This is a genomic window from Stenotrophomonas sp. WED208 (assembly GCF_040984485.1).
GTDB classification, from domain to species: domain Bacteria; phylum Pseudomonadota; class Gammaproteobacteria; order Xanthomonadales; family Xanthomonadaceae; genus Stenotrophomonas; species Stenotrophomonas riyadhensis.
In genome coordinates this window covers 3,830,224-3,850,416 of sequence record NZ_JAZARB010000001.1, presented here as the reverse complement: position 1 = coordinate 3,850,416, position 20,193 = coordinate 3,830,224, and the positions used below count along the sequence as shown (strand labels likewise).

The 20,193-nt window shown below is 67.8% G+C and carries 21 protein-coding genes; 12 read left to right on the top strand and 9 right to left on the bottom strand.

Features of this window, described 5'->3' with window-relative positions:
• Window positions 1–37: 37 nt before the first annotated feature.
• Together VPH47_RS17595 and VPH47_RS17590 are read left to right on the top strand one after the other, a co-directional pair.
• Window positions 38–2,359, top strand: a complete 2,322-nt coding sequence (locus tag VPH47_RS17595) for a DUF1631 domain-containing protein (protein ID WP_368851369.1) — start codon at window positions 38–40, stop codon at window positions 2,357–2,359.
• 52 nt (window positions 2,360–2,411) lie between these two features.
• Complete coding sequence (locus VPH47_RS17590) at window positions 2,412–3,491, top strand: NAD(P) transhydrogenase subunit alpha (protein WP_180854771.1); 1,080 nt, start codon at window positions 2,412–2,414, stop codon at window positions 3,489–3,491.
• A gap of 61 nt (window positions 3,492–3,552) precedes the next feature.
• On the opposite strand, the gene VPH47_RS17585 is transcribed toward VPH47_RS17590, so the two are convergent.
• Genes VPH47_RS17585 through VPH47_RS17575 form a run of 3 tightly spaced genes read right to left on the bottom strand, consistent with a single transcriptional unit; the run spans window position 3,553 to window position 4,925 of the window.
• Window positions 3,553–4,014, bottom strand: a complete 462-nt coding sequence (locus VPH47_RS17585) for a DUF3106 domain-containing protein (protein WP_368851368.1) — start codon at window positions 4,012–4,014, stop codon at window positions 3,553–3,555.
• 3 nt (window positions 4,015–4,017) lie between these two features.
• Entirely contained in the window at window positions 4,018–4,344 is a 327-nt protein-coding gene (locus VPH47_RS17580) for a hypothetical protein (RefSeq protein ID WP_368851367.1), read from the bottom strand.
• On the bottom strand, window positions 4,341–4,925 hold the full coding sequence (locus VPH47_RS17575; protein ID WP_368851366.1) for an RNA polymerase sigma factor: 585 nt from the start codon (window positions 4,923–4,925) through the stop codon (window positions 4,341–4,343). The genes VPH47_RS17580 and VPH47_RS17575 overlap by 4 nt, the downstream gene beginning before the upstream one ends.
• 97 nt (window positions 4,926–5,022) lie before the next feature.
• Between VPH47_RS17575 and VPH47_RS17570 the strand changes: the two genes are divergently transcribed.
• Together VPH47_RS17570 and VPH47_RS17565 are read left to right on the top strand one after the other, a co-directional pair.
• Entirely contained in the window at window positions 5,023–5,343 is a 321-nt protein-coding gene (locus VPH47_RS17570) for an NAD(P) transhydrogenase subunit alpha (RefSeq protein WP_005408173.1), read from the top strand.
• A complete protein-coding gene (locus tag VPH47_RS17565; RefSeq protein ID WP_164162590.1) occupies window positions 5,340–6,800 on the top strand; it encodes an NAD(P)(+) transhydrogenase (Re/Si-specific) subunit beta in 1,461 nt (486 codons plus the stop codon). Before VPH47_RS17570 ends, VPH47_RS17565 begins: the two co-directional genes overlap by 4 nt.
• A 162-nt stretch (window positions 6,801–6,962) precedes the next feature.
• On the opposite strand, the gene VPH47_RS17560 is transcribed toward VPH47_RS17565, so the two are convergent.
• Window positions 6,963–7,382: a hypothetical protein gene (locus VPH47_RS17560; protein ID WP_368851364.1), complete on the bottom strand. Its 420-nt coding sequence runs from the start codon at window positions 7,380–7,382 to the stop codon at window positions 6,963–6,965.
• Window positions 7,383–7,504: 122 nt separating this feature from the next.
• On the opposite strand from VPH47_RS17560, the gene sufT reads away from it, so the two are divergent.
• The 6 genes from sufT to VPH47_RS17530 all read left to right on the top strand — a co-directional run bounded on the left by sufT (window position 7,505) and on the right by VPH47_RS17530 (window position 13,516).
• Window positions 7,505–8,056: a putative Fe-S cluster assembly protein SufT gene (gene sufT, locus VPH47_RS17555; protein ID WP_005415385.1), complete on the top strand. Its 552-nt coding sequence runs from the start codon at window positions 7,505–7,507 to the stop codon at window positions 8,054–8,056.
• A gap of 59 nt (window positions 8,057–8,115) precedes the next feature.
• Window positions 8,116–9,210, top strand: a complete 1,095-nt coding sequence (locus VPH47_RS17550; RefSeq protein WP_010481775.1) for a branched-chain amino acid aminotransferase — start codon at window positions 8,116–8,118, stop codon at window positions 9,208–9,210.
• Window positions 9,211–9,384: 174 nt separating this feature from the next.
• Window positions 9,385–10,041: a hypothetical protein gene (locus tag VPH47_RS17545; protein ID WP_368851363.1), complete on the top strand. Its 657-nt coding sequence runs from the start codon at window positions 9,385–9,387 to the stop codon at window positions 10,039–10,041.
• Window positions 10,038–10,373 (top strand): transcriptional regulator, encoded by a 336-nt coding sequence (locus VPH47_RS17540; RefSeq protein ID WP_368851362.1) that lies wholly within the window; start codon window positions 10,038–10,040, stop codon window positions 10,371–10,373. Before VPH47_RS17545 ends, VPH47_RS17540 begins: the two co-directional genes overlap by 4 nt.
• Before the next feature lies 1 nt (window position 10,374).
• On the top strand, window positions 10,375–11,397 hold the full coding sequence (locus VPH47_RS17535; protein ID WP_368851361.1) for a M23 family metallopeptidase: 1,023 nt from the start codon (window positions 10,375–10,377) through the stop codon (window positions 11,395–11,397).
• Window positions 11,398–11,773: 376 nt separating this feature from the next.
• Window positions 11,774–13,516 (top strand): S8 family peptidase, encoded by a 1,743-nt coding sequence (locus VPH47_RS17530; protein ID WP_368851360.1) that lies wholly within the window; start codon window positions 11,774–11,776, stop codon window positions 13,514–13,516.
• Between the two features lie 120 nt (window positions 13,517–13,636).
• On the opposite strand, the gene VPH47_RS17525 is transcribed toward VPH47_RS17530, so the two are convergent.
• The 3 genes from VPH47_RS17525 to wrbA form a co-directional block, all read right to left on the bottom strand.
• Complete coding sequence (locus tag VPH47_RS17525; RefSeq protein ID WP_010481766.1) at window positions 13,637–14,122, bottom strand: asparaginase domain-containing protein; 486 nt, start codon at window positions 14,120–14,122, stop codon at window positions 13,637–13,639.
• 79 nt (window positions 14,123–14,201) lie between these two features.
• Window positions 14,202–14,537: a DUF2069 domain-containing protein gene (locus VPH47_RS17520; RefSeq protein WP_032130425.1), complete on the bottom strand. Its 336-nt coding sequence runs from the start codon at window positions 14,535–14,537 to the stop codon at window positions 14,202–14,204.
• A complete protein-coding gene (wrbA, locus tag VPH47_RS17515; RefSeq protein ID WP_005408181.1) occupies window positions 14,534–15,127 on the bottom strand; it encodes an NAD(P)H:quinone oxidoreductase in 594 nt (197 codons plus the stop codon). The genes VPH47_RS17520 and wrbA overlap by 4 nt, the downstream gene beginning before the upstream one ends.
• 77 nt (window positions 15,128–15,204) lie before the next feature.
• Here wrbA and VPH47_RS17510 point away from each other — a divergent pair, with 77 nt between their 5' ends.
• Window positions 15,205–16,479: a YihY family inner membrane protein gene (locus VPH47_RS17510; RefSeq protein WP_110711122.1), complete on the top strand. Its 1,275-nt coding sequence runs from the start codon at window positions 15,205–15,207 to the stop codon at window positions 16,477–16,479.
• The gene (locus VPH47_RS17505; RefSeq protein WP_368851358.1) at window positions 16,476–17,048 is read left to right on the top strand and encodes a redoxin domain-containing protein; all 573 of its coding nucleotides are present in this window, start codon (window positions 16,476–16,478) and stop codon (window positions 17,046–17,048) included. Before VPH47_RS17510 ends, VPH47_RS17505 begins: the two co-directional genes overlap by 4 nt.
• A gap of 604 nt (window positions 17,049–17,652) precedes the next feature.
• Here VPH47_RS17505 and ppk2 read toward each other — a convergent pair.
• Together ppk2 and VPH47_RS17495 are read right to left on the bottom strand one after the other, a co-directional pair.
• Window positions 17,653–18,435 carry a polyphosphate kinase 2 gene (gene ppk2, locus VPH47_RS17500; protein WP_019661160.1) on the bottom strand — a complete coding sequence of 261 codons (783 nt, stop codon included), beginning with the start codon at window positions 18,433–18,435 and terminating at the stop codon, window positions 17,653–17,655.
• 46 nt (window positions 18,436–18,481) lie between these two features.
• Window positions 18,482–20,188 (bottom strand): tetratricopeptide repeat protein, encoded by a 1,707-nt coding sequence (locus VPH47_RS17495; RefSeq protein ID WP_368851357.1) that lies wholly within the window; start codon window positions 20,186–20,188, stop codon window positions 18,482–18,484.
• Between the last annotated feature and the right edge of the window lie 5 nt (window positions 20,189–20,193).

Below are 20,193 nucleotides of genomic sequence, written 5' to 3'. Positions count from 1 at the left end.
TGTCTGTCGTACCAGAGAAGGTGGGGAGCCTTCCCGAATGATGAGCGTGCCCACACCGATGGGATCGCCGGGGCGTGACCCGGCCCAGCTCCAGCGTGCCCGGGACATGGTCCTGCCGGCGCTGTGCCAGGCGTTCGGGGCCGCACTGGCGCGCTTCGACGATGCCCTGTTCGACCGCGCCGGCAATGCTGGCTCGTCGCAGCTGCTGTTCCTGGATGCAATGCGCGAACTGCGCCGCCGCCGCGAGGACATCGCCGCCGCCTTCGCCGGCCACCTGCAGCGGGCCTGGGAGGCGCTGGCCAGCGGTGAACCGTTGTCGGCCGAAGCGACCCTGTCCGGTCCGGCCGAGGACGGCCTGAGCCTGCTGGCGGAACACGTGCTGGAATCGCGGCTGGCGGTACGCAACTTCGCCACCGTGCTGCTGCGCGACTTCAAGTCGGTGCTGGCGCGCCTCGACCGTCGCCTGGGCCGGCTGATCGGCGGCGCTGAACTGGATGCCGACCGCAATCCGATCAGCCCCGAGCATCTGGGTGTTGCCATCCATGAAGCCTTTGCCGGCTGCGAACTGGCCCCGGAAGTGCACCTGGTGCTGATCAAGCTGTGCGAGCGTGACCTGCGTGTGCCGGTGGGCCGTATTTACGAGAAGCTCGACGAACAACTGGCCGCGGCCGGGGTGATGTCGCAGATGGGGACGCCGCAGCGTCCGCTGTCGGCTGCGCCCGACCCGCGCATGGCCTCGGGCCTGGACGATCTGGTGGAGCAGCGCCAGAGCGCGGGCTTCGACAGCGAATTCGGCGATGAGGAACAGGCCGCACCGGCCTGGGCGCAGCGCTTCGCCGCGCGCTGGTCCGAGCGTCGTGGCCACATGCAGCAGCACCTGCCGGGCGAAGACGGTGGCAGCAGCGAGGCGTATGCGGGCCAACAGGGGATGCTGCTGGAAGCACTGCATGAGCTGCTGCAGCAGACCCGTCATGTCCGCGAAGACGCCACCTCGGCCGCGCAGGTCGCGGTTGGCCAGCACCGCCCGTTGAGCCAGCGCGAGATGATGTCGGTGCTGTCGCTGCTGCAGGCCACGCCCAGCGCGACCCTGCGTGCGGCGATCGGCGAGGACGGCGAATCACTGGCGCAGCGGCTGAAGAGCGAAGTGCTGTCCAGCGCCACCCGCCTCGGCGTCGATCCGGGCCAGACCCGGTTGGACCCGCAGGACGAAGATGCGATCGATCTGGTCGGCATGCTGTTCGACGTGATGCTGGACGAACGCGAACTGGAAGGTCGCTCGCGCGAGCTGATCGGCCGCCTGGTCGTGCCCTTCGTCAAGGTCGCGATGCTCGACCGCCGCATGTTCGTGCAGAAGACCCACCCGGCCCGCAAGCTGCTCAACTCGCTGGCCGAAGCCTGCGAGGGCAATACCGGCGAAAGCCAGGCCGAGCGCATGCTGATGGCCAAGGTCGAGGAGATCATCGAACGCCTGGTGGCCGAGTTCAACGAGAACCTGGCGATCTTCCTGACCCTGGAAGAAGAGTTCCGCGAATTCCTCGTGCAGCATCGCCGCCGCGTGGAAATCGCCGAGCGTCGCGCCGCTGAAACGCAGCGCGGCCAGGAAAAGCTGGAAATGGCCCGCACCCGTGCCGGCGCCGAACTGGATCGCCGCATCGGTGACGCGACCCTGCCGCCGGCCATCGCCGAGTTCCTGCGCCAGCCGTGGCAGCACCACCTGACCCTGGCGCTGCTGCGCGAGGGCGAGGAGGGCGCGTCGGTGACCGAAGCGCTGAGCCTGGGCGACGGTCTGCTTGAGGAAGTGGCCGAGGCCCGCCGCCAGATCGTCGGCAAGCCGTGGCTGCAGGCCTGGCAGCCGGTGCTGAGCAAGGTCTTCGCCAGTGTCGGCGTGCACGGTGATGCCGCTACCGGCGCCATTGACGCCCTGCACGACACCCTGCAGGGCATTGCTGAATCGCGGCCGGAACTGCAGCGCGCGTTGCCGGAACTGCCGCAGGTCGCACTGCCGGCACCGCCAGTCGCTGAATCGCCGGCGGTGGAGTTGAGCGGGCAGATCGATGCCGATGACTTCGACAACGCCGACGCCGACCGCTTCCGCCGCATGGAAATCGGCAACTGGCTGGACTTCGTCGACAAGGACGGCAAGGTGCAGGCCGGCAAGCTGTCCTGGGTCAGCCCGATCTCCTCGCGCCTGCTGTTCGTCAACCGCCGTGGCGTACGCTTCTGCGTGGCCTCGCCCGAAGAACTGGCGGTGATGGTGCGGCTGGGCCGCCTGCGTGCCCACGTGGATGACGGTGCCTTCGACAGCGCCATGCAGGGCGTGATCGATCGGCTGGACCCGGGCAGCGCAACACTGCACTGAGCTGTGGCTGCCTGCTAGGATCGGGAAAACTCACCGATCAGCGGGGACCTGCATGGCCGTGGCGTTGCTGGGGATCAAGGAGACCGCGCCGGGCGAACGGCGCGTGGCACTGACGCCGGAGACCGCGCGCAAGCTCGGTGCCTTGGGCATCACCGTCTGGTATGAGGCCGGCGCCGGTCTGGCGGCGGGATTTACCGATGCTGCCTATGACGACGCCGGTGCGCGCGTTTTCGATGAAGGTCGCTGGGCCGAGATCGATATCCTGCTGTGCGTGCAGGCACCGCCGGTGGCGGTGCTGGAGCAGCTCAAGCCCGCTGCCAGCGTGGTCGGCCTGCTGACCCCGGCCAGCGATCCGGCACTTGCGGCACTGGCCGCTGGCGACCGCCTGCACCTGTTCCCACTGCAGCAGCTGCCGCGCACCACGCGCGCGCAGGCGATGGACGTGCTCAGTTCGCAGGCCGGCATGGCCGGCTACAAGGCGGCGCTGATCGCGGCCGAGCGCGCGCCGCGTTTCTTCCCGATGCTGACCACCGCGGCCGGTACCGTACGTCCAGCCAAGGTTCTGGTGATCGGTGCTGGCGTGGCTGGCCTGCAGGCCATCGCCACCGCACGGCGTCTCGGCGCACAGGTGGAGGGCTTTGATGTGCGTCCGGAAACCCGTGAGCAGATCCAGTCGCTGGGCGCACGCTTCCTCGATCTCGGGGTGAGTGCGGCGGGCGAGGGCGGCTATGCGCGCGCACTGACCGATGAGGAACGTGCCGAGCAGCAGCGCCGGCTGGCCGATCACCTGCGCAGCGTGGATGTGGTGATCTGTACCGCCGCCGTGCCGGGGCGCCCGGCGCCGACCATCGTGACTGCCGCGATGGTGGACGGCATGGCCACCGGCAGCGTGATCGTGGACCTGGCGGCGGAGAGCGGCGGCAACTGCGCATTGACCCAGCCGGGGCAGTGCATCGAGCACCAGGGCGTGACCATCGACGGCCCGCTGGGCCTGGCCAGCCGCGGCGCGACCCAGGCCAGCGAGATGTATGCGCGCAACCTGCTCAACTTCGTCGCTTTGTTCGTGCGCGAGGGCCAGCTGGGTTTCGACTGGGAAGACGAGCTGCTGGCGAAGACGCGCTGGCAGGCGTGAGTGACATGGGGTCAGATCCCTTTGCCGTAGGCTAAGGGATCTGACCCCTTTCCCCGGGGCGTTACCGCGGCTTCGTCGGCGGCGGGTTGTCGCGCACCCAGTCCCTGCGCTGTTCCGGCGTCATCTGCGACCAGCGCTCGCGCAGGGCGTCGCGCTGTTCCGGCGGCATGTCCCGCATCTGCCCGAACAGGGCACGTGCCTGCTCGCGCTGTTCCGGGTTCATGTGCTCGAAGCGGCGCAGGCCACGGCGGGCCTTGTCGCGCTCCTCCGGGCTCATCGACTGCCAGCGCTGGCCATGCGAGAGCATGCGCTGGCGCTGGCCGGCATCGGCGCTGTTCCAGCGGTCGCGCAGCGGTGCCAGCAGGGATTCGCGCTGCGCTTCGCTCAGGTGTTCCCACGCCGGCAGCGGCGCGCTCGGCGCGGCGCGGGCGGCCGGGCCGGGCGCGGTGCTCTGCGCCAGCGCCGGAACGGCCGGCAGCAGCGCCAGGGTCAACAACAGTGGCAGGGTATGCAGTCGGGACATGGTTCACTCCATCGCCAGGTCGGTATCGCCCAGCCACAGGTACAGATCGGGATTTTCGTCGTACAGCGCGCTGTTGTCTTCCACCGAGGCCAGCACCGGTGCCTGCGCCGGGCCCGTCAGGGTGCCGTGGCCGCTGAACTGCAGGCCGACCCCCAATGCCACCACCAGCGAACAGGCACTGGCCAGCCACCAGCGCCAGCGCCCGCGATGGACAGCCGTGGCGCCGTGGCGAGCCTGGCGCAGCCGGGCCAGCGTTGCCGGCGACAGCGCCTGCAGCGACTGCGCGTGCAGGCTGCGCAAGGTGTCATCGGAAGGCAGGGAGCGGTTCACGGGTGGTTCTCCAGATAATCCTGCAGCGCTTGGCGGGCGCGTGCCAGATGGGTTTTTACCGCGCCTTCGCTGCAGCCCATGGCGCGGGCGGTGGTGGCCCCGTCCAGGTCCTGCAGCACGCGCAGGGTGAAGGCCTCGCGCTGGCGGGCGGGCAGGCGGCGCAACGCGTCCACCAGCTGTTGGTACTGCTGGCGCTGTTCATGCGCCTGCGCCGGGTCCGGGCCGGGGTCGGCCCAGTCGATCTCGCCGCCTTCCGCGTCCTGGTTGTCGCGCCAGAACGGCAGGCGGAAGCGCCGCCGGCGCTGCAGGTCGATCACCCGCCGGCGCAGGATGCTCCAGAACAGCGGCGCCCATTCGGCAGCCGGCTTGTCGGCGTAGTCCAGCATGCGCAGCAGCGCGTCCTGCACCGCATCCATGGCGTCTTCGCGCTGGCGCAGGCCGGTCTCGGCGAAGCGGAACGCACGCGGGCCGACGCTGGCCAGGAACGCCTCCAGCGATGCCGGCAGGGCATCGGTCTCGGCGCTCGGGGGGACGGGGCTGCTCACCAGCACAGGGTACGGTTCCTCGCTCGGGCTCACCATCGACAACGCGTGAGCGCCGCCGCGGTTGACGCCGGGTGCGCGCGGGTTCAGCCCGTGGTTATGATGGGGCGACGAAGACAGAGCGGGAGCGTTGCCAGTGAGTGACGGGTTCGTGGCGCTGTACATCTTCATGCTGGCGGCCATCGCCGGCCACGTGATCATTTCGCGGGTGCCGGTGATCCTGCATACCCCGCTGATGTCGGGCTCCAACTTCATCCACGGCATCGTGCTGATCGGCGCGATGGTGGTGCTGGGGCACGCGCAGACACCGCTGGAGAAAGCCCTGGGCTTCCTCGCCGTGGTGCTCGGTGCCGGCAACGCCGCCGGTGGCTACGTGGTCACCGCGCGCATGCTGGAAATGTTCAAGCCGAGCGCGCCCAAGGGTGGCAAGGACGAGCCGAAGGAGCCGCAGGCTTGAACATCAGCACCGTCGAACTGCTCGATTGGCTGGTCAAGGCCAGCTACCTCGTCGCCGCCACGCTGTTCCTGCTGGGCCTGCAGCGCATGGCCTCGCCGCTGACCGCGCGCAGTGGCATCCGCTGGGCCGGGCTGGGCATGCTGCTGGCCACGGCGGCGACCTTCTTCCTGCCCGAACTGCACAACGTGCCGCTGATCCTGGTGGCACTGCTGCTGGGCGCGGGCCTGGCCTGGTGGTCGGCGGGCAAGGTCGCCATCACCGACATGCCGCAGATGGTGGCGCTGTACAACGGCATGGGCGGCGGCTCGGCGGCGGCGATCGGCGCGGTGGAACTGCTGCGCTACGCCTTCCTCGCCAACCGTGATACCAGCCACTGGAGCGCACAGGCGCTGGCCGACCTGGCTGCGCGCCAGCCGTCGGGCACGGTGCTGCTGCTGGCGGTGGTCGGCGCGGCGATCGGTGCGGTGTCGCTGTCCGGCTCGGTGATTGCCTGGGCCAAGCTCGATGGACGCCTCGACAAGCGCGTGACCTGGCCCGGCCAGCAGGTGATGAACCTGCTGGTGGCACTGGCGGTGGTGGTGCTGGCGATCATCGCGGCCAGCACGCTCAGCACCTGGGCGATCGTCGCCTTCTTCGTGCTGGCGCTGGCACTGGGCGTGTTGATGACGCTGCCGATCGGTGGCGCCGACATGCCGGTGGTGATCTCGCTGTACAACGCGTTCACCGGCCTGGCGGTGTCGTTCGAAGGTTACGTGCTGGGCAACGAGGCGCTGATCATCGCCGGCATGATGGTCGGCGCGGCGGGCATCCTGCTGACCCGGCTGATGGCCAAGGCGATGAACCGGCCGATCCGCAACGTGCTGTTCTCCAACTTCGGCGGCGGCGCCGGCGGGGAAGCGCAGGCGATCACTGGCGCGCAGAAGCCGATCGAAGCCTCCGACGTTGCCGCGATGATGGCCTACGCCGAACGCGTGGTGATCGTGCCCGGCTATGGCATGGCGGTGGCGCAGGCCCAGCACAAGATCTGGGAGCTGGCGCAGCGGCTGGGCCAGCGCGGGGTGAAGGTGAAGTTCGCCATTCACCCGGTGGCCGGGCGCATGCCCGGGCACATGAACGTGCTGCTGGCCGAGGCTGGCGTGCCTTACGACCTGATCGCCGACATGGACGACATCAATCCGGAATTCGCCAACACCGATGTGGTGCTGGTGATCGGTGCCAACGACGTGGTCAATCCGGTGGCACGCACCGACCCGGCCAGCCCGATCTACGGCATGCCGGTGCTGGACGTGGTCAACGCGCGCAACGTGGTGGTGATCAAGCGCGGCAAGGGCACGGGCTTTGCGGGCATCGAGAATGCGCTGTTCTACGCCGACAACACGCGCATGCTGTACGGCGATGGCGCCGAAGCGGCGGCATCGCTGGTGAGCGAACTGAAGGCGCTCGACGGCGGGCATTGAGGAGACCGGGGTCGGATCCCTTTCCACAGGAAAGGGCTCTGCCCCCTTTGCCGGCCAACGGCCGGCACTACCCCCATCCACGCATGGTAGCTGCACTGGCAGGTGTGGACCTTGGTCCGCACGCTTCTGCCGGCCAGCGGCCGGCACTACCTGCTGGTGGGCTCAGCGCGCCAGCCAGGCGCCCACGGCCAGGCCCAGGGCCAGCCACAGCCATTCCATCGCGCCGTTGGCGAGGGTGATCAGGGTCCAGGCCAGGTGCGGGCCCATCCGCATCGTAGCGTCCCACAGGTCCAGCCCGATCGAGCCGCCCATCCAGGCGCTGGCGATGGTCCAGTTGGCCACGGCGGCCACCAGCACGGTGCCCAGCACGACCAGGGCGATGCGCAGCCGGCCCGGGCCCAGCGTGCCCATGCGCAGCATGAACACCAGTTCCAGGGCGGTCAGTACCGCCATCCAGCCGACCTGCCGGCCGGTCATCAGCGCCAGCATCATCCAGGCGAGGGGAGCAACAAGCAGACCCAGCAACAGCATGATGGGCCAGAGCCAGGTCACGGTCCTGGCACGCGCGGCATTGGAGGACATCGAAGCTCCCTGAAGATCACCCACAGGATACTGTGGTTTGCCGCAGTGCACCGGCGGCGGCAGGGCGGCTGGGCTAGAATGCCGTCTTGCGTGGCCTTGGCCACGGCCCCATATCGGTCCCCATGTATTCCCGTAGCAGCGAACCTGTCCACTTCGAACGCGATTGCGAGGCCGTGATGGTCCCGCAGGGCGACACCGTGACCCTGCCCGCCGGCAGCTATGGGTACATCACCCAGGCGCTGGGCGGCAGTTATTCGGTGTTCGTCGAGGGCAACCTGTTCCGCATCGCCGGCAAGGACGGCGACGCCATCGGCAAGGAGGCACCGGCACCGCTCGAGCTGCCGGCCGACGCCACCGATGAACAGGTGGAGCAGCTGGTGTGGCAGCAGCTGCGGACCTGCTTCGATCCGGAAATTCCGGTGAACATCGTCGAACTGGGCCTGGTCTACGAGGTCGAGATCAAGCACCTGGACGAAGGCAAGCGCGAGATCGACGTGAAGATGACCCTGACCGCGCCGGGCTGCGGCATGGGCGAGATCCTGGTCGACGACGTGCGCAGCAAGCTTGAAATGATCCCGACGGTGGCCGAGGCCGACGTCGACCTGGTGTTCGACCCGCCGTGGAACCAGCACATGATGTCCGAGGCGGCCCGGCTCGAGACCGGCATGCTTTGACCCACGGCCCGCAGTGACGCGGGCCGGGCATTACCCGCAACCAGAACAGGAAATCTCCGGTGTCCCAGTCCATTCCCAGCTTCGCCGTCACCCGTTCGGACCACCCGCGCAGCGCTGAAGAGCGCGCCCAGATCCTGGAGAAGCCGGGTTTCGGCCTGCACTTCACCGACCACATGGTGGAAGTGCGCTGGGACAAGGACACCGGCTGGCACAACGCCAACGTGCGCGCCTACGGTCCGCTGCAGCTGGACCCGGCCGCGGCCGTGCTGCACTACGGCCAGGAAATCTTCGAGGGCATCAAGGCCTACCGCCATGCCGACGGTTCGATCTGGACCTTCCGCCCGGATGCCAACGGCCGTCGCCTGCAGCGTTCGGCGCAGCGTCTGGCGCTGCCGGAACTGCCGGTGGAGATCTTCGTCGAATCGCTGAAGCAGCTGATCGCCGTCGACAGCGCCTGGGTGCCGTCGGCCGATGAGTCGAGCCTGTACTTCCGTCCGTTCATGATTGGCGACGAAGCCTTCCTCGGCGTGCGTGGCGCGCACAAGGCCGGCTACTACGTCATCGCCAGCCCGGCCGGCCCGTACTTCGCCAAGGGCGTCGCCCCGGTGTCGATCTGGCTGTCGACCGAGTACGCACGTGCGGCCAAGGGCGGCACCGGCGCTGCCAAGTGCGGTGGCAACTACGCCGCGTCGCTGCTGCCGCAGCAGAAGGCGCAGGCGCAGGGCTGCTCGCAGGTGCTGTTCCTCGACCCGGTCGAGGGCAAGTACCTGGAAGAACTGGGTGGCATGAACGTGTTCCTGGTCTACAAGGACGGCACGCTGGTTACCCCGCAGCTGTCGGGCAGCATCCTCGAAGGCATCACCCGCGAGAGCATCCTGCAGCTGGCCCGCGACCGCGGCATGAAGGTCGAAGAGCGCAAGGTCAGCATCGACGAGTGGAAGGACGGCGTTGCCTCCGGCGAGATCGCCGAAGTGTTCGCCTGCGGCACCGCGGCGGTGGTCACCCCGATCGGCCAGCTGAAGGGCGAAGGCTTCTCGGTGGGCGACATCAACGCACCGGCCGGCGAAGTGACCATGTCGCTGCGCAAGGAACTGACCGACATCCAGTACGGCCGCCTGCCGGACCGCCACAACTGGCTGGTCAAGCTGGGCTGATCGCCCGCGCCTGATTGTAGAGCCGAGCCCACGCTCGGCTGCGTTGTTCCCGGAAAGCCCGTCCCTGTGACGGGCTTTCCGCGTTGTGGGGCCGCCAGATCGCTGCAGGGGAGTGCTTTACGCAAATAGGTTTGCAGTGCAAACTGAATTCAAGCGACCCCGATGGAGCGTGTCATGCAGCAGCCGTCCGTCATTGATCCTTCCTCGCGCCTGCAGGCGCTGACCCGTGAATACTCGCGGTATTCGCGAAGTGCCGGCGGCCTGTCGGCGATGGCAGGCGGTATTGCCTGCCTGGCCTCGTTCCTTGCCGGCGCCCTGTTGCCGACCACCCTGGCGCTGCGCATCGTGCTGATCGCCGTGCCGGTGCTGTGGATCGTCAGCAAGCAGTGGCTGGCGCGCCGCTACTACCAGCGGCTGGGCCACGTCGAGGAGCAGGTCACGCCGGTCGAGCGCAATTTCCAGCGCTTCTTCATCGCCTTCACCGCGCTGGTAAGCGTGCTGGTGATCGGCAGCGTGCTGACCCGGCTGGCGCCGATGGGCGAACTTCCCTGGAACCTCCGCGCCATTGGCTACCTGGCCGTGGTGGCGCTGCTGCCCTGGGTGGTGTGGCGCTGGCTGCGTACGCCGCTGGAGTTCATCGTGGGCGTGTTCCTGCTGTGCCAGGCCGCGCTGGCCTTCACCGGGCAGGCGTATGGCTTCGGTCCGAGCACCGCCGTGTTCCCGCTGGCATCCATCGCACTGATCGTGGTCGGCTGGCGCGACCATCAGCGCTTCCAGCGGCTACAGGTGGAGATGCGCGCGTTCATGGCGGCGCGGACGAACGTCGAATGACCCCGCTGCCTGATTCCAGAGCGCTGCTCCAGCTCGACCGCTTGATCCACGAGCCGGCACGCCTGCTGATCCTGTCGATCCTGGCAGGTGCCGAATCCGCCGAGTTCGGATTTGTCGAACATCTCAGCGGGTTGAGCAAGGGCAACCTGTCCAGCCATCTGAGCAAGCTGGAGGCTGCTGGACTGGTCGCCATCGACAAGTCGTTCCGCGGCAAGCGCCCACTGACCACCCTGCAGTTGACGCCGATGGGCCGTACTGCCCTGGCCGCGTACCGCACGCAGCTGGCGGCGATCGTTGCCGGCATTCCCGATCCGGATCGAAAGGACGCCTGACATGACATTGCTCCCGCGCCTGTTTGCAGTTCTGGTTGTTTCCTACTCTGTTCTCATCGGCGTGGCCACGGCCGCAGATGCCCGCCAACAGGGAGCCACGCTGACCACGCAGTTCTACGAAGGGCACATCGACGCCCTGTGGGAACGGATGACGCCGCAGATGCAGGCGGGGCTGAAGTCCCCGCAGAACCTGGTGGCGCTGCGCGAGCAGGTGCTCGCCGGCTGGGGCGCAGAAACCGAGCTGGTCAGTGAGAAGGTCGAGAAGGTTGATGGATTCGACACCTATCTGCGGCAGGCGCGCTTCGCCAGGAGCCCGGACATCATCCAGGTGTTGTGGGCCATCGATGCCGACGGGCGGATTGGCGGCTTCTACATCCGCCCGCTACAGACCACGCCGCCGCAGGCCGCGGCGAGCGGATTCCTCGACTACCAGACCCGCACACGGCTGCAACTGCCGTTCAACGATGAATATTTCGTGTTCTGGGGCGGGCGTAGCGTCGAACAGAACTACCATGCGGCGCATGCCGGCCAGCGCTTCGCGCTGGATCTGCTGGTGGTCCGCGATGGCCGATCGCATCGTGGCGATGGCCTGCGCAACGATGACTACTACTGCTTCGGTCGCCCGATCCCTGCGCCGGCTGACGGCACGGTGGTGGACGTGATCGAGGATGTGGCCGACAACGTGCCGGGTCAGATGAATGCCGCTCAGCTCACCGGCAACCGCGTCATTCTCGATCACGGCAATGAGGAGTACTCGGTGCTGGCGCACCTGCGCCAGGGCAGTGTGCGGGTCGCGCAGGGACAGGCTGTCCGCAGCGGCGCGCACCTCGGTGACTGTGGCAACAGCGGTAATTCCTCCGAGCCCCACCTGCACTACCAACTGCAGGCAGGCCCTGTGTTCGGTGTCGGCGAAGCGTTGCCGGCACAGTTCTCCGATTACGTGGCCGATGGCCAGCCGGTTGCACGCGGTGAGCCCGTCAAAGGGCAGCGGATCCGGCCGGCGCGCGTCCCGCAGGCAAAGTAGTCAGCGCGTCCGCCGCGATGGGCAGGCGTACCGCGTGCATGCTGCGCGATCGTTGCTGTGGGTCGGGCGCCGATGTCGGCAAAGTCATCGCAGGACACGTGATGACCCAGTCAGGTGCGTGCAGGGCACGAGAAAGTTCCTTCACCTTCACAAACCCTCGACCCGGAAAGTCTCAGAACGAACATTTCATCTTGCTGAAAAGACGCTGAAAATCTTGTGGTGTCCGGTTTTGGTCATTAGCGTCATCTGCACGGCGGATCGATAGGGGGATCCGCTGACTCGCCGGACTTCGAACCTCGCCAATGCAAGCCAGCCCATGGTTCGGGCCGGTGCTTCTGCCGATTCCGGCATTCACACCACAAGAAAGGGAAATACGATGTCCCAGGTAACGCAACCGCGTGTGCGTCGAGTGTGGGTGGTCCTTGGTGCGTCCGTTCTGTCATCGCTGCTGCTGGCCACGCCTGCGCTGGCCGGTGATGTCCAGCTCAGCGGCCTGCAGTCCGCGCCGACCCACCAGCGCTTCATCGTGAAGTACCGTGACGGCAGCGCCCCGGTGGCCAACACCACCGCATTGGCCTCTTCGCTGAAGAGCGCCGCTGCCGGCCTGGCCGGCAGCCAGGGCCGCGCGCTGGGCCTGCAGCAGGTCCGCAAGCTGGCCGTCGGCCCGACCCTGGTCAAGACCGACCGTCCGCTCGACCAGGCCGAATCCGAGCTGCTGATGCGCAAGCTCGCCGCCGATCCGAACGTGGAATACGTCGAAGTCGACCAGATCATGCGTGCGACGCTGACGCCGAACGACACCCGTTTCAGTGAGCAGTGGGGCTTTGGCACCTCCAACGCCGGCATCAACATCCAGTCGGCCTGGGACAAGTCCACCGGCACCGGCGTGGTGGTGGCCGTGATCGATACCGGCATCACCAACCATCCCGACCTCAACGCCAACATCCTGCCGGGCTATGACTTCATCAGCGACGCCGCGATGGCGCGCGATGGCGGTGGCCGCGACAACAATCCAAACGATGAAGGCGACTGGTACGGCGACAACGAGTGCCAGCCCGGTTATCCGGGTTCCAATTCCAGCTGGCATGGCACCCACGTCGCCGGCACGGTGGCGGCGGTGACCAACAACGCCAACGGCGTCGCCGGTACCGCCTTCAACGCCAAGGTCGTGCCGGTGCGCGTGCTCGGCAAGTGTGGCGGTTACACCTCCGATATCGCCGACGCGATCGTGTGGGCGTCCGGTGGCACCGTCAGCGGCGTGCCGGCCAATGCCAATCCGGCCGAGGTCATCAACCTTTCGCTGGGTGGTGGCGGCAGCTGCTCGACCACCTACCAGAATGCGATCAACGGCGCTGTCGGCCGTGGTACCACCGTGGTGGTCGCGGCCGGCAACAGCAACACCAACGTGTCCTCGTCGGTACCGGCCAACTGCCCGAACGTGATCGCGGTGGCGGCAACCACCTCGGCCGGTGCGCGCGCCAGCTTCTCCAACTACGGCGCCGGTATCGACATCTCGGCACCGGGCCAGGGCATCCTGTCCACCCTCAACACCGGTACCACCGTGCCGGCCAGCCCGACCTACGCGTCCTACAACGGCACCTCGATGGCGGCGCCGCACGTCGCCGGCGTGGTCGCGCTGATGCAGGCGGTCGCCCCGAGCCCGCTGAGCCCGGCGCAGGTTGAAAGCATCATCAAGAGCACCGCACGGCCGCTGCCGGGTGCCTGCTCGGGTGGCTGCGGCGCCGGCATCATCGACGCCAACGCCGCAGTGGCTGCAGCGATCAACGGGGGGGGCAATCCGAACCCGGGTGGCAACGTGCTGCAGAACAACGTGCCGGTGACCGGCCTCGGCGCCGCGACCGGTGCCGAGCTGAACTACACCGTTGCGGTTCCGGCCGGCAGCACCCAGCTGCGCGTGGCGATCAGTGGCGGCAGCGGTGATGCCGACCTGTACGTGCGCCAGGGCAGTGCCCCGACCGATACCACCTACACCTGCCGCCCGTACCTGAGCGGCAACAGCGAGACCTGCACCATCAACAGCCCTGCCGCCGGCACCTGGTATGTGCGGGTGAAGGCGTACAGCACCTTCTCGGGCCTGACCCTCAGCGCCCAGTACTGAGCCCAAGTCCCTCTCCATGGGCACGCCCCGGCTCCGGCCGGGGCGTTTTTGCATGGGGCCGCGCGGTGATGCGAGCCGCCGCGTCGTGGTGGGTGCCGACCCTGGTCGGCACGCTGTTCCTCAGACCGACTCGAAGCGGTTCGCGGCCACGTTCTTGCGCACGTGCTGCGGGTCGAAAATCCGCCCGTTCATGGCGATGTACACGCCGCTCGGCAGCGACTGCACCGCACCGATCGCACAGCCGATGTTGAACTCCGCATCCGAACCGCGGAAACGCGCCGGGCTCAGCGCGCCGGTCATCACGATGGTCTTGTCCGGGATCGTCGCCAGCACCTTGCCGGTCTGCACCATCGAATCGGTGCCGTGGGTCACCAGCACGTGCCGGGTCGGCTGTGCGGCGATGGTGGCGCGGATCAGCTCGCGGTCTTCATCGTTGATGTGCAGCGAATCCTTGCGCAGGATCGGAATCACGTTGAAGCGGAACGTCACCCCCAGCTCGCGCAGGATCATGCCGATCTGGGGGTCGCCGATCTGGTAGTCCGACTTGTCGTCGAAGTAGATCTTGTCGATCGTGCCACCGGTGGTGACGACCAGGAGCTCTTCCATCATGTGCATGCGCGAAACCAGGACAGGTACAGCGGCGCGGGGCCAGGAACACAGATGATACGGCCCGGCGGGCGCAGCGTCAGCGTCGCTTGCCGAAGCGGGCGCGCAGCCCCGGCAGGCTGGCGCTGAAGATCACCAGCAGGGCCAGGGCGATCTCGATCAGCGCCAGCCAGCGTGTTTCCGGGTGGCTCCAGGCACTCATCACGCCGTGGCTGAACCAGCCCAGGGCCAGCACCGAGGCCCAGAAACCGGCCTTGCGCCAGCCCAGTCGCAGGGCAACGGCCAACGCCAGCGGCGGCGCGGTGAACACCAGCTGGGTGGCCAGCCAGTGCTTGTCATTGATGAACCAACCGGCGAACAGCGCGGCCAGCCCCATCAGGGCCAGCAGCAGGACCGTGCGCGGCGCGGCGCTCATCGGGCCAACCGCTGTGCGATGTCGGCCACCCGGCGGCCCAGTGCACGGGCCAGCACGGCCTCGTCGTCGGTCGGCTGCGGGTCGTCGGCGGCGCCGGCCACGTGGCTGGCGCCATACGGCGTGCCGCCACTGGTGGTGTGGCTCAGCGCCGGTTCGGTGAACGGGATGCCGACGATCACGCAGCCGTGGTGCAGCAGCGGCACCTGCATCGACAGCAGGGTCGATTCCTGGCCGCCATGCATCGAGGCGGTGGACGTAAACACGCCAGCCGGTTTGCCGGACAGGGTGCCGTTGACCCATTCGGCGCCGAGCCCGTCCAGGAAATGCTTGACCGGCGCGGCCATGTTGCCGAAGCGGGTGGGGCTGCCAAGCAGCAGGCCCTGGCATTCCACCAGGTCCTGCACGCTCACGTAGGGGGCGCCATCGTCGGGGACCGGGGGTTGTGCGGTCTGGGTCACGGCGGCCACCGGCGGCACCGTGCGCAGGCGCGCGCTCATGCCCGGCACTTCGCCGATGCCCCGCGCGATCTGGCGCGCCAGCCGTGCCACCGAACCGCCCCGGCTGTAGTACAGCACCAGAATCTCGCCCATCGTGCCCGCTTCTCCTCGTCGTGTGGTCGCCAGTATGGCTATCCTGCCAGCATTCCGCATCGGGTACCCTTCCACCGATGGAACCTTTGGATACGCTCAACCTGTGGATGGAGCGCGCGCGGGATCGCGCACGGGCCATCAGTTTCGGCCGCTTCCTGTGGCATCGCTTCCTCGACGACCGCCTGTTCCAGGCGGCGGCGGCGCTGGCCTACACCACCGTGTTCGCGCTGGTGCCGCTGGCGATCGTGGTGTTCGGCGTGCTCTCGGCCTTCCCCGTCTTCGACCGCTGGAGCGACCAGCTCAGCGATTACGTCTTCTCCAACTTCGTTCCCAATGCGGCGCGCGCGGCCGAAGGCTACCTGCGGCAGTTCTCGGCCAGTGCCGGCCAGCTCACCGCGGCCGGCTTCATTGCACTGGTGGTCTCGTTGCTGATCACCCTCAACAGCGTTGAAGAGACCTTCAACCAGATCTGGCGGGTCGGCTCGACCCGGCCCAAGCTGACCCGCTTCCTGGTCTACTGGACCGTGCTGACACTGGGAGCGATGCTCGCCGCCGCCTCACTGGCGGTGTCGGCGCGGGTGTTCGCGATGCCGTTGTTCGGCACCCAGGAGGGCCGCTGGCTGGCCGAGCTTGCGCTGCGGGTGACGCCGATCCTGATCGAGTTCGTCTGCATCACGCTGATGTTCCGGGTGGTGCCGCATCACACGGTGAAATGGCGGCACGCAGTGCCCGGCGCGATCCTGGCCGCTGTGATCCTGGAGCTGGTGAAGTGGGGCATCGGCGCCTATCTGGGCAGCTTCCAGTCCTACCAGAAGCTCTATGGCACGGTGGCCTTCGTGCCGATCCTGCTGCTGTGGATCTACCTGTGCTGGGTAGCGGTGCTGCTGGGCGCGTCGCTGTCCTCGTCGATGGCCGCCTTCCGCTACCAGCCGGTGGAACTGCGCCTGCCGCAGGGCTACGAGTTCTACGGCCTGCTACGACTGCTCGGTCGCTTCCACCATGCACGTGCCAAGGGCAGAGGCCTGGCCGATGATGAAATCCTGCGGCTGGAGCCGATGCTGACTGACTCCCTGCTGCATGACCTGACCTGCAACCTGCAGGAGATTGGCCTGCTACGCCGTGACGAGCGCGGAGAGTGGCTGCTGTCGCGCGACCTGGACCAGGTCAGCCTGGCTGATCTGTACGAATGCACCCAACTGCGCATTCCGGTGGCCGAACAGCACCTGCCGTACCGCGACGACAGCCTGGGCCGCGCCGCACTGGCGGCGCTGGACGATCTGCGACTGCCCCTGCGTGAACGCCTGAAGCGCAAGGTCAGCGATATCTACACCGATTCCGGAGACATGCCATGACCCGCAAGACCCCGTTGCTGCTGCTTCCGCTGGCCCTGCTGCTGGCGCTGTCGGCCTGCAAGCCGGTGCAGGAGCCGACCCCGGCCAGCAGCCAGCCGCCGGCACAGGCACCGACGCCGACCGCTCCGGCGCCGGTCGAGGAAACCCCGGCCGAGCGCACCACCGCTGAGTTCCCGACACTGAAGATGAAAGCAGTGGATGGCAGCGACTACGACCTGGCCGCGCACCGCGGCAAGTGGGTGATCGTGAATTTCTGGGCGACCTGGTGCGCACCGTGCCGCAAGGAGATGCCGGAGCTGTCGGCGCTGCATGCGATGCGCAGCAACATCGAAGTGGTCGGCCTGGCCTATGAAGACATCGAGGTGCCGGAGATGCAGTCGTTCCTGACCAAGCACCCGGTGACCTATCCGATCGTGATCGTGGACCCGTTCGATCCGCCGGCGGACTTCGCCACGCCGCGAGGCCTGCCGTTGACGCATCTGCTGGATCCGCAGGGCAAGCTGGCCCACACCTTCCTCGGCCCGGTGACCGCCGCCGACATCGAAACGCAGATCGCTGCGGCCAAGTAGTGGGTTGGTCGGCAGGGCCTGCGGCCCTGCACCCGTGGAGGCCAGAGCAACAGCAACGGCAACAGCCGAAGCAAAGGCGGGTCTCCTGAGGGATGGCGGGGTGGGGCCGGTTGCGGGGGCCGCTGCAAGTCCCCCTTCGGGGCCCGGCCCAGCCGCAGGCGGCTGTGCGTTCGGGCGCTTGCGAAGCAGTGCTTCGCAAGCAAAGCGCCCTCACCCATGTAAGCTCGGTCGCCGCATCCATGCGGCTCACGCCCCCGCAACCGGACCCACCCCGCCTTCGACAGTTTTCTGCGAGCTGTCGGTATTGCTTTCTGTAGAGCCGAGCCATGCTCGGCTCAAATCTCACAGATATCGAAATATTCGATTTCGATTGAGAGTCATCCACGCATGGCGTGGATCCATCAGATCGCGGAGATCTGTCAGAGGTGGGGCGGTGCCGGAGTGCGGGGTGTCAGCCGCATGGATGCGGCTGCCAAGCCTACAAGGACGTACTTGCGGCGTCCCCGCACTCCGGCACCGTCCCACCATCCCACGGATAGCCCGCTGTTGCTGTTGCCGTTGCTCTGGCTTCGGCAGGTGCAGGGTGCAACCCTGCCGAACAACCCTATTCCTCGACCGGGAAGTCCTCGATCGGCTTCAGTACATCGTAGTGCTCGCGATGCAGCTTGCCCTTCAGCTTCGGCAGCTCCGGCAGCGGTGCATCCACCCGCGTGTCCGGCAACCGGTCCAGCAGGTTGCGCACCAGCGTCAGCCGGCCCAACCGCTGGTCGTTGAAATCCACCAGCGTCCACGGTGCCGCCTCGCGATGCGTCGCGCGCAGCATCGCCTCGCGGGCCTCGGTGTAGGCGCTGTACTTGCTGCGGGATTTCAGGTCCACCGGGGAGAGCTTCCAGCCCTTCAGCGGATCGAGATGGCGCTCGGCGAAGCGCTTCTCCTGCTGCTCCTGGTCCACGCACAGCCAGTACTTGAACAGCAGGATGCCGTCGTCGACCAGCAGTTGTTCGAACACCGGCGCCTGGCGCAGGAACTGCTGGTACTCGGTCTCGCTGCAGTAGCCCATCACCCGCTCGACGCCGGCGCGGTTGTACCAGCTGCGGTCCATCAGCACGATCTCGCCGGCAGCGGGAAGATGCGAGGCATAGCGTTGGAAGTACCACTGCGTGGCTTCGCGGTCGGTCGGCTTGGGCAGCGCCACCACCCGGCACTGGCGCGGGTTGAGGTGCTGGCTGATGGCCTGGATCGCGCCGCCTTTGCCTGCGGTATCACGGCCTTCGAACAGCACCAGCAGGCGTTGCCCGCTGTGCTGCACCCAGCGCGCCATCGCGGTCAGTTCCAGCTGCAGCGGCAGCAGCAGTTCGTCGTAGTCCTTGCGCTTGAGCTTGGCCATCATCACACCACGCGGGGAGGAAGCCCGAGCGTAACGCAGGGATCGCTCAGGTGTTGTCGACGCCCTTCCAGCCCTGTTCGCCAGCCAGCCGTTGCAGCAACGCCGACAGGTCGCGGGCGAAGCCGGCCATGTCGAACAGCCCACTGTGGTCGCGTGCCTGGGCCACTTCGGCGCGCAGCGTGGCCAGCGCCGCCGGGTCATTGCCCAGCGTACTGGCGGTGGCGATGAATGCCGCATCGTCGGCGACATTCATCCGTGCCAGCCCCAGATGGTGGTTGAGGCTGCCGGCCACGCGCGCGGCGAAGGTGTCGCCGGGGCAGGTCAGCACCGGGCAGCCGGCCCATAGCGCGTCGGAGGCGGTGGTGTGTGCGTTGTACGGATGCGTGTCGAGGAACAGGTCGGCCAGCGGATAGCGGGCCAGGTACTGCGGATGTGGCAGCTTGGCCATGAACACCAGGCGTGCCGGATCCAGGCCAGCGGCCTGTGCGGCGCTGCGCAGGCGGGCGTCGGCCTGGCCGGGGCCGGACAGCAGCCACAGCACGCTGCCGGGCACCGCCTGCAGCACCGCGAAGGCGCGGCCCATGCTGCGCGGGTTGAGCTTGTAGCTGTTGTTGAAGCAGCAGAACACCACGCCGTGTTCGGGCAGCCCGCACTCCGCGCGGGACGGTGCCGGCTCCAGCATGCGGGTGTTGTCCGAGGGCTGGAACGCACGTGGCAGGCGCAGTACGCGCTCGCTGTAGTGGGGTTCCAGTGATGGCGGCAGAACGAAGCTGTCGCCGATCACTGCATCCAGCCACGGGGCGCCGGACGTGCCGGGATACGCCAGCCAGTTCAGCTGCAGCGGGGCAGGGCGCATCGCCAGCACTTCCGGCGTACCGCCGCCGCCCCAGCCGCGCAGGTCGAACAGCAGGTCGATGCCCTGTGCGCGGATGCGTGCAGCAGTGTCTGCATGGCGCAGCGCGGCCACATCATGCAGCTGCGTGGCCACCTGCAGGCGCTGGCGGATGCGGCTGCCGTCATCCTGGTTCAGCGCGAACAGATGCAGCTGCAATGCCGGGTCATGACGCAGCTGCTCGAACAGGGCCACGGTCAGCAGTCCGGTGGGATGGGCGCCGAAACCATTGGAAAGGAAGCCGACCCGCAGCGGGCCCTGGGAACGCACCTTCACTGGCGGCAACGGCCGCACTGAAGCGGCAACGGTGGATGCACGGGCGCGTGCGCAGGCCAACTGCTCGGCCGCGCTGGCATCCTCGCTGAGGAACGCGAACGGTTCGAGCACGCCCTGCCCAGAGGCAAGTGCACCACGTACCTGTGCCGCCAGTGCGTCCACGTCCTGCCAGTCGCACAGGCGACGCTGCCAGGCCAGGCGCTGGGCGGCGATATAGGGTTCGCCCGGCATCAGCGCATGTGCGCGGCGATAGGCCGCTGCTGCGCCTTCGGCATCATCGGCATCTTCCAGCGCATGGCCCAGCCACAGCGCAATGCCCGGGTGCTGCGGGGCCAAGGCCGAGGCCTGGCCGAGCAGCTTCGCCGCATCGGCATGCGCGCCGGCCATCCAGGCCACGCGACCCAACCGTGCCAGTGCTTCAGGGTGGTTCGGGCGCAACTGCAGCGCACGGCGCGCGGCCTGCTCGCCGGCGGCGATGTCGCCGGCTTCCAGCTCCAGGTCGGCCAGCATCACCCAGGCGACGAAATCGCCGGGCTGGCGTGCGATCGCCTGTTGCAGTTGCTGTCGCTGCTGCCAGGCCGACATGCGAC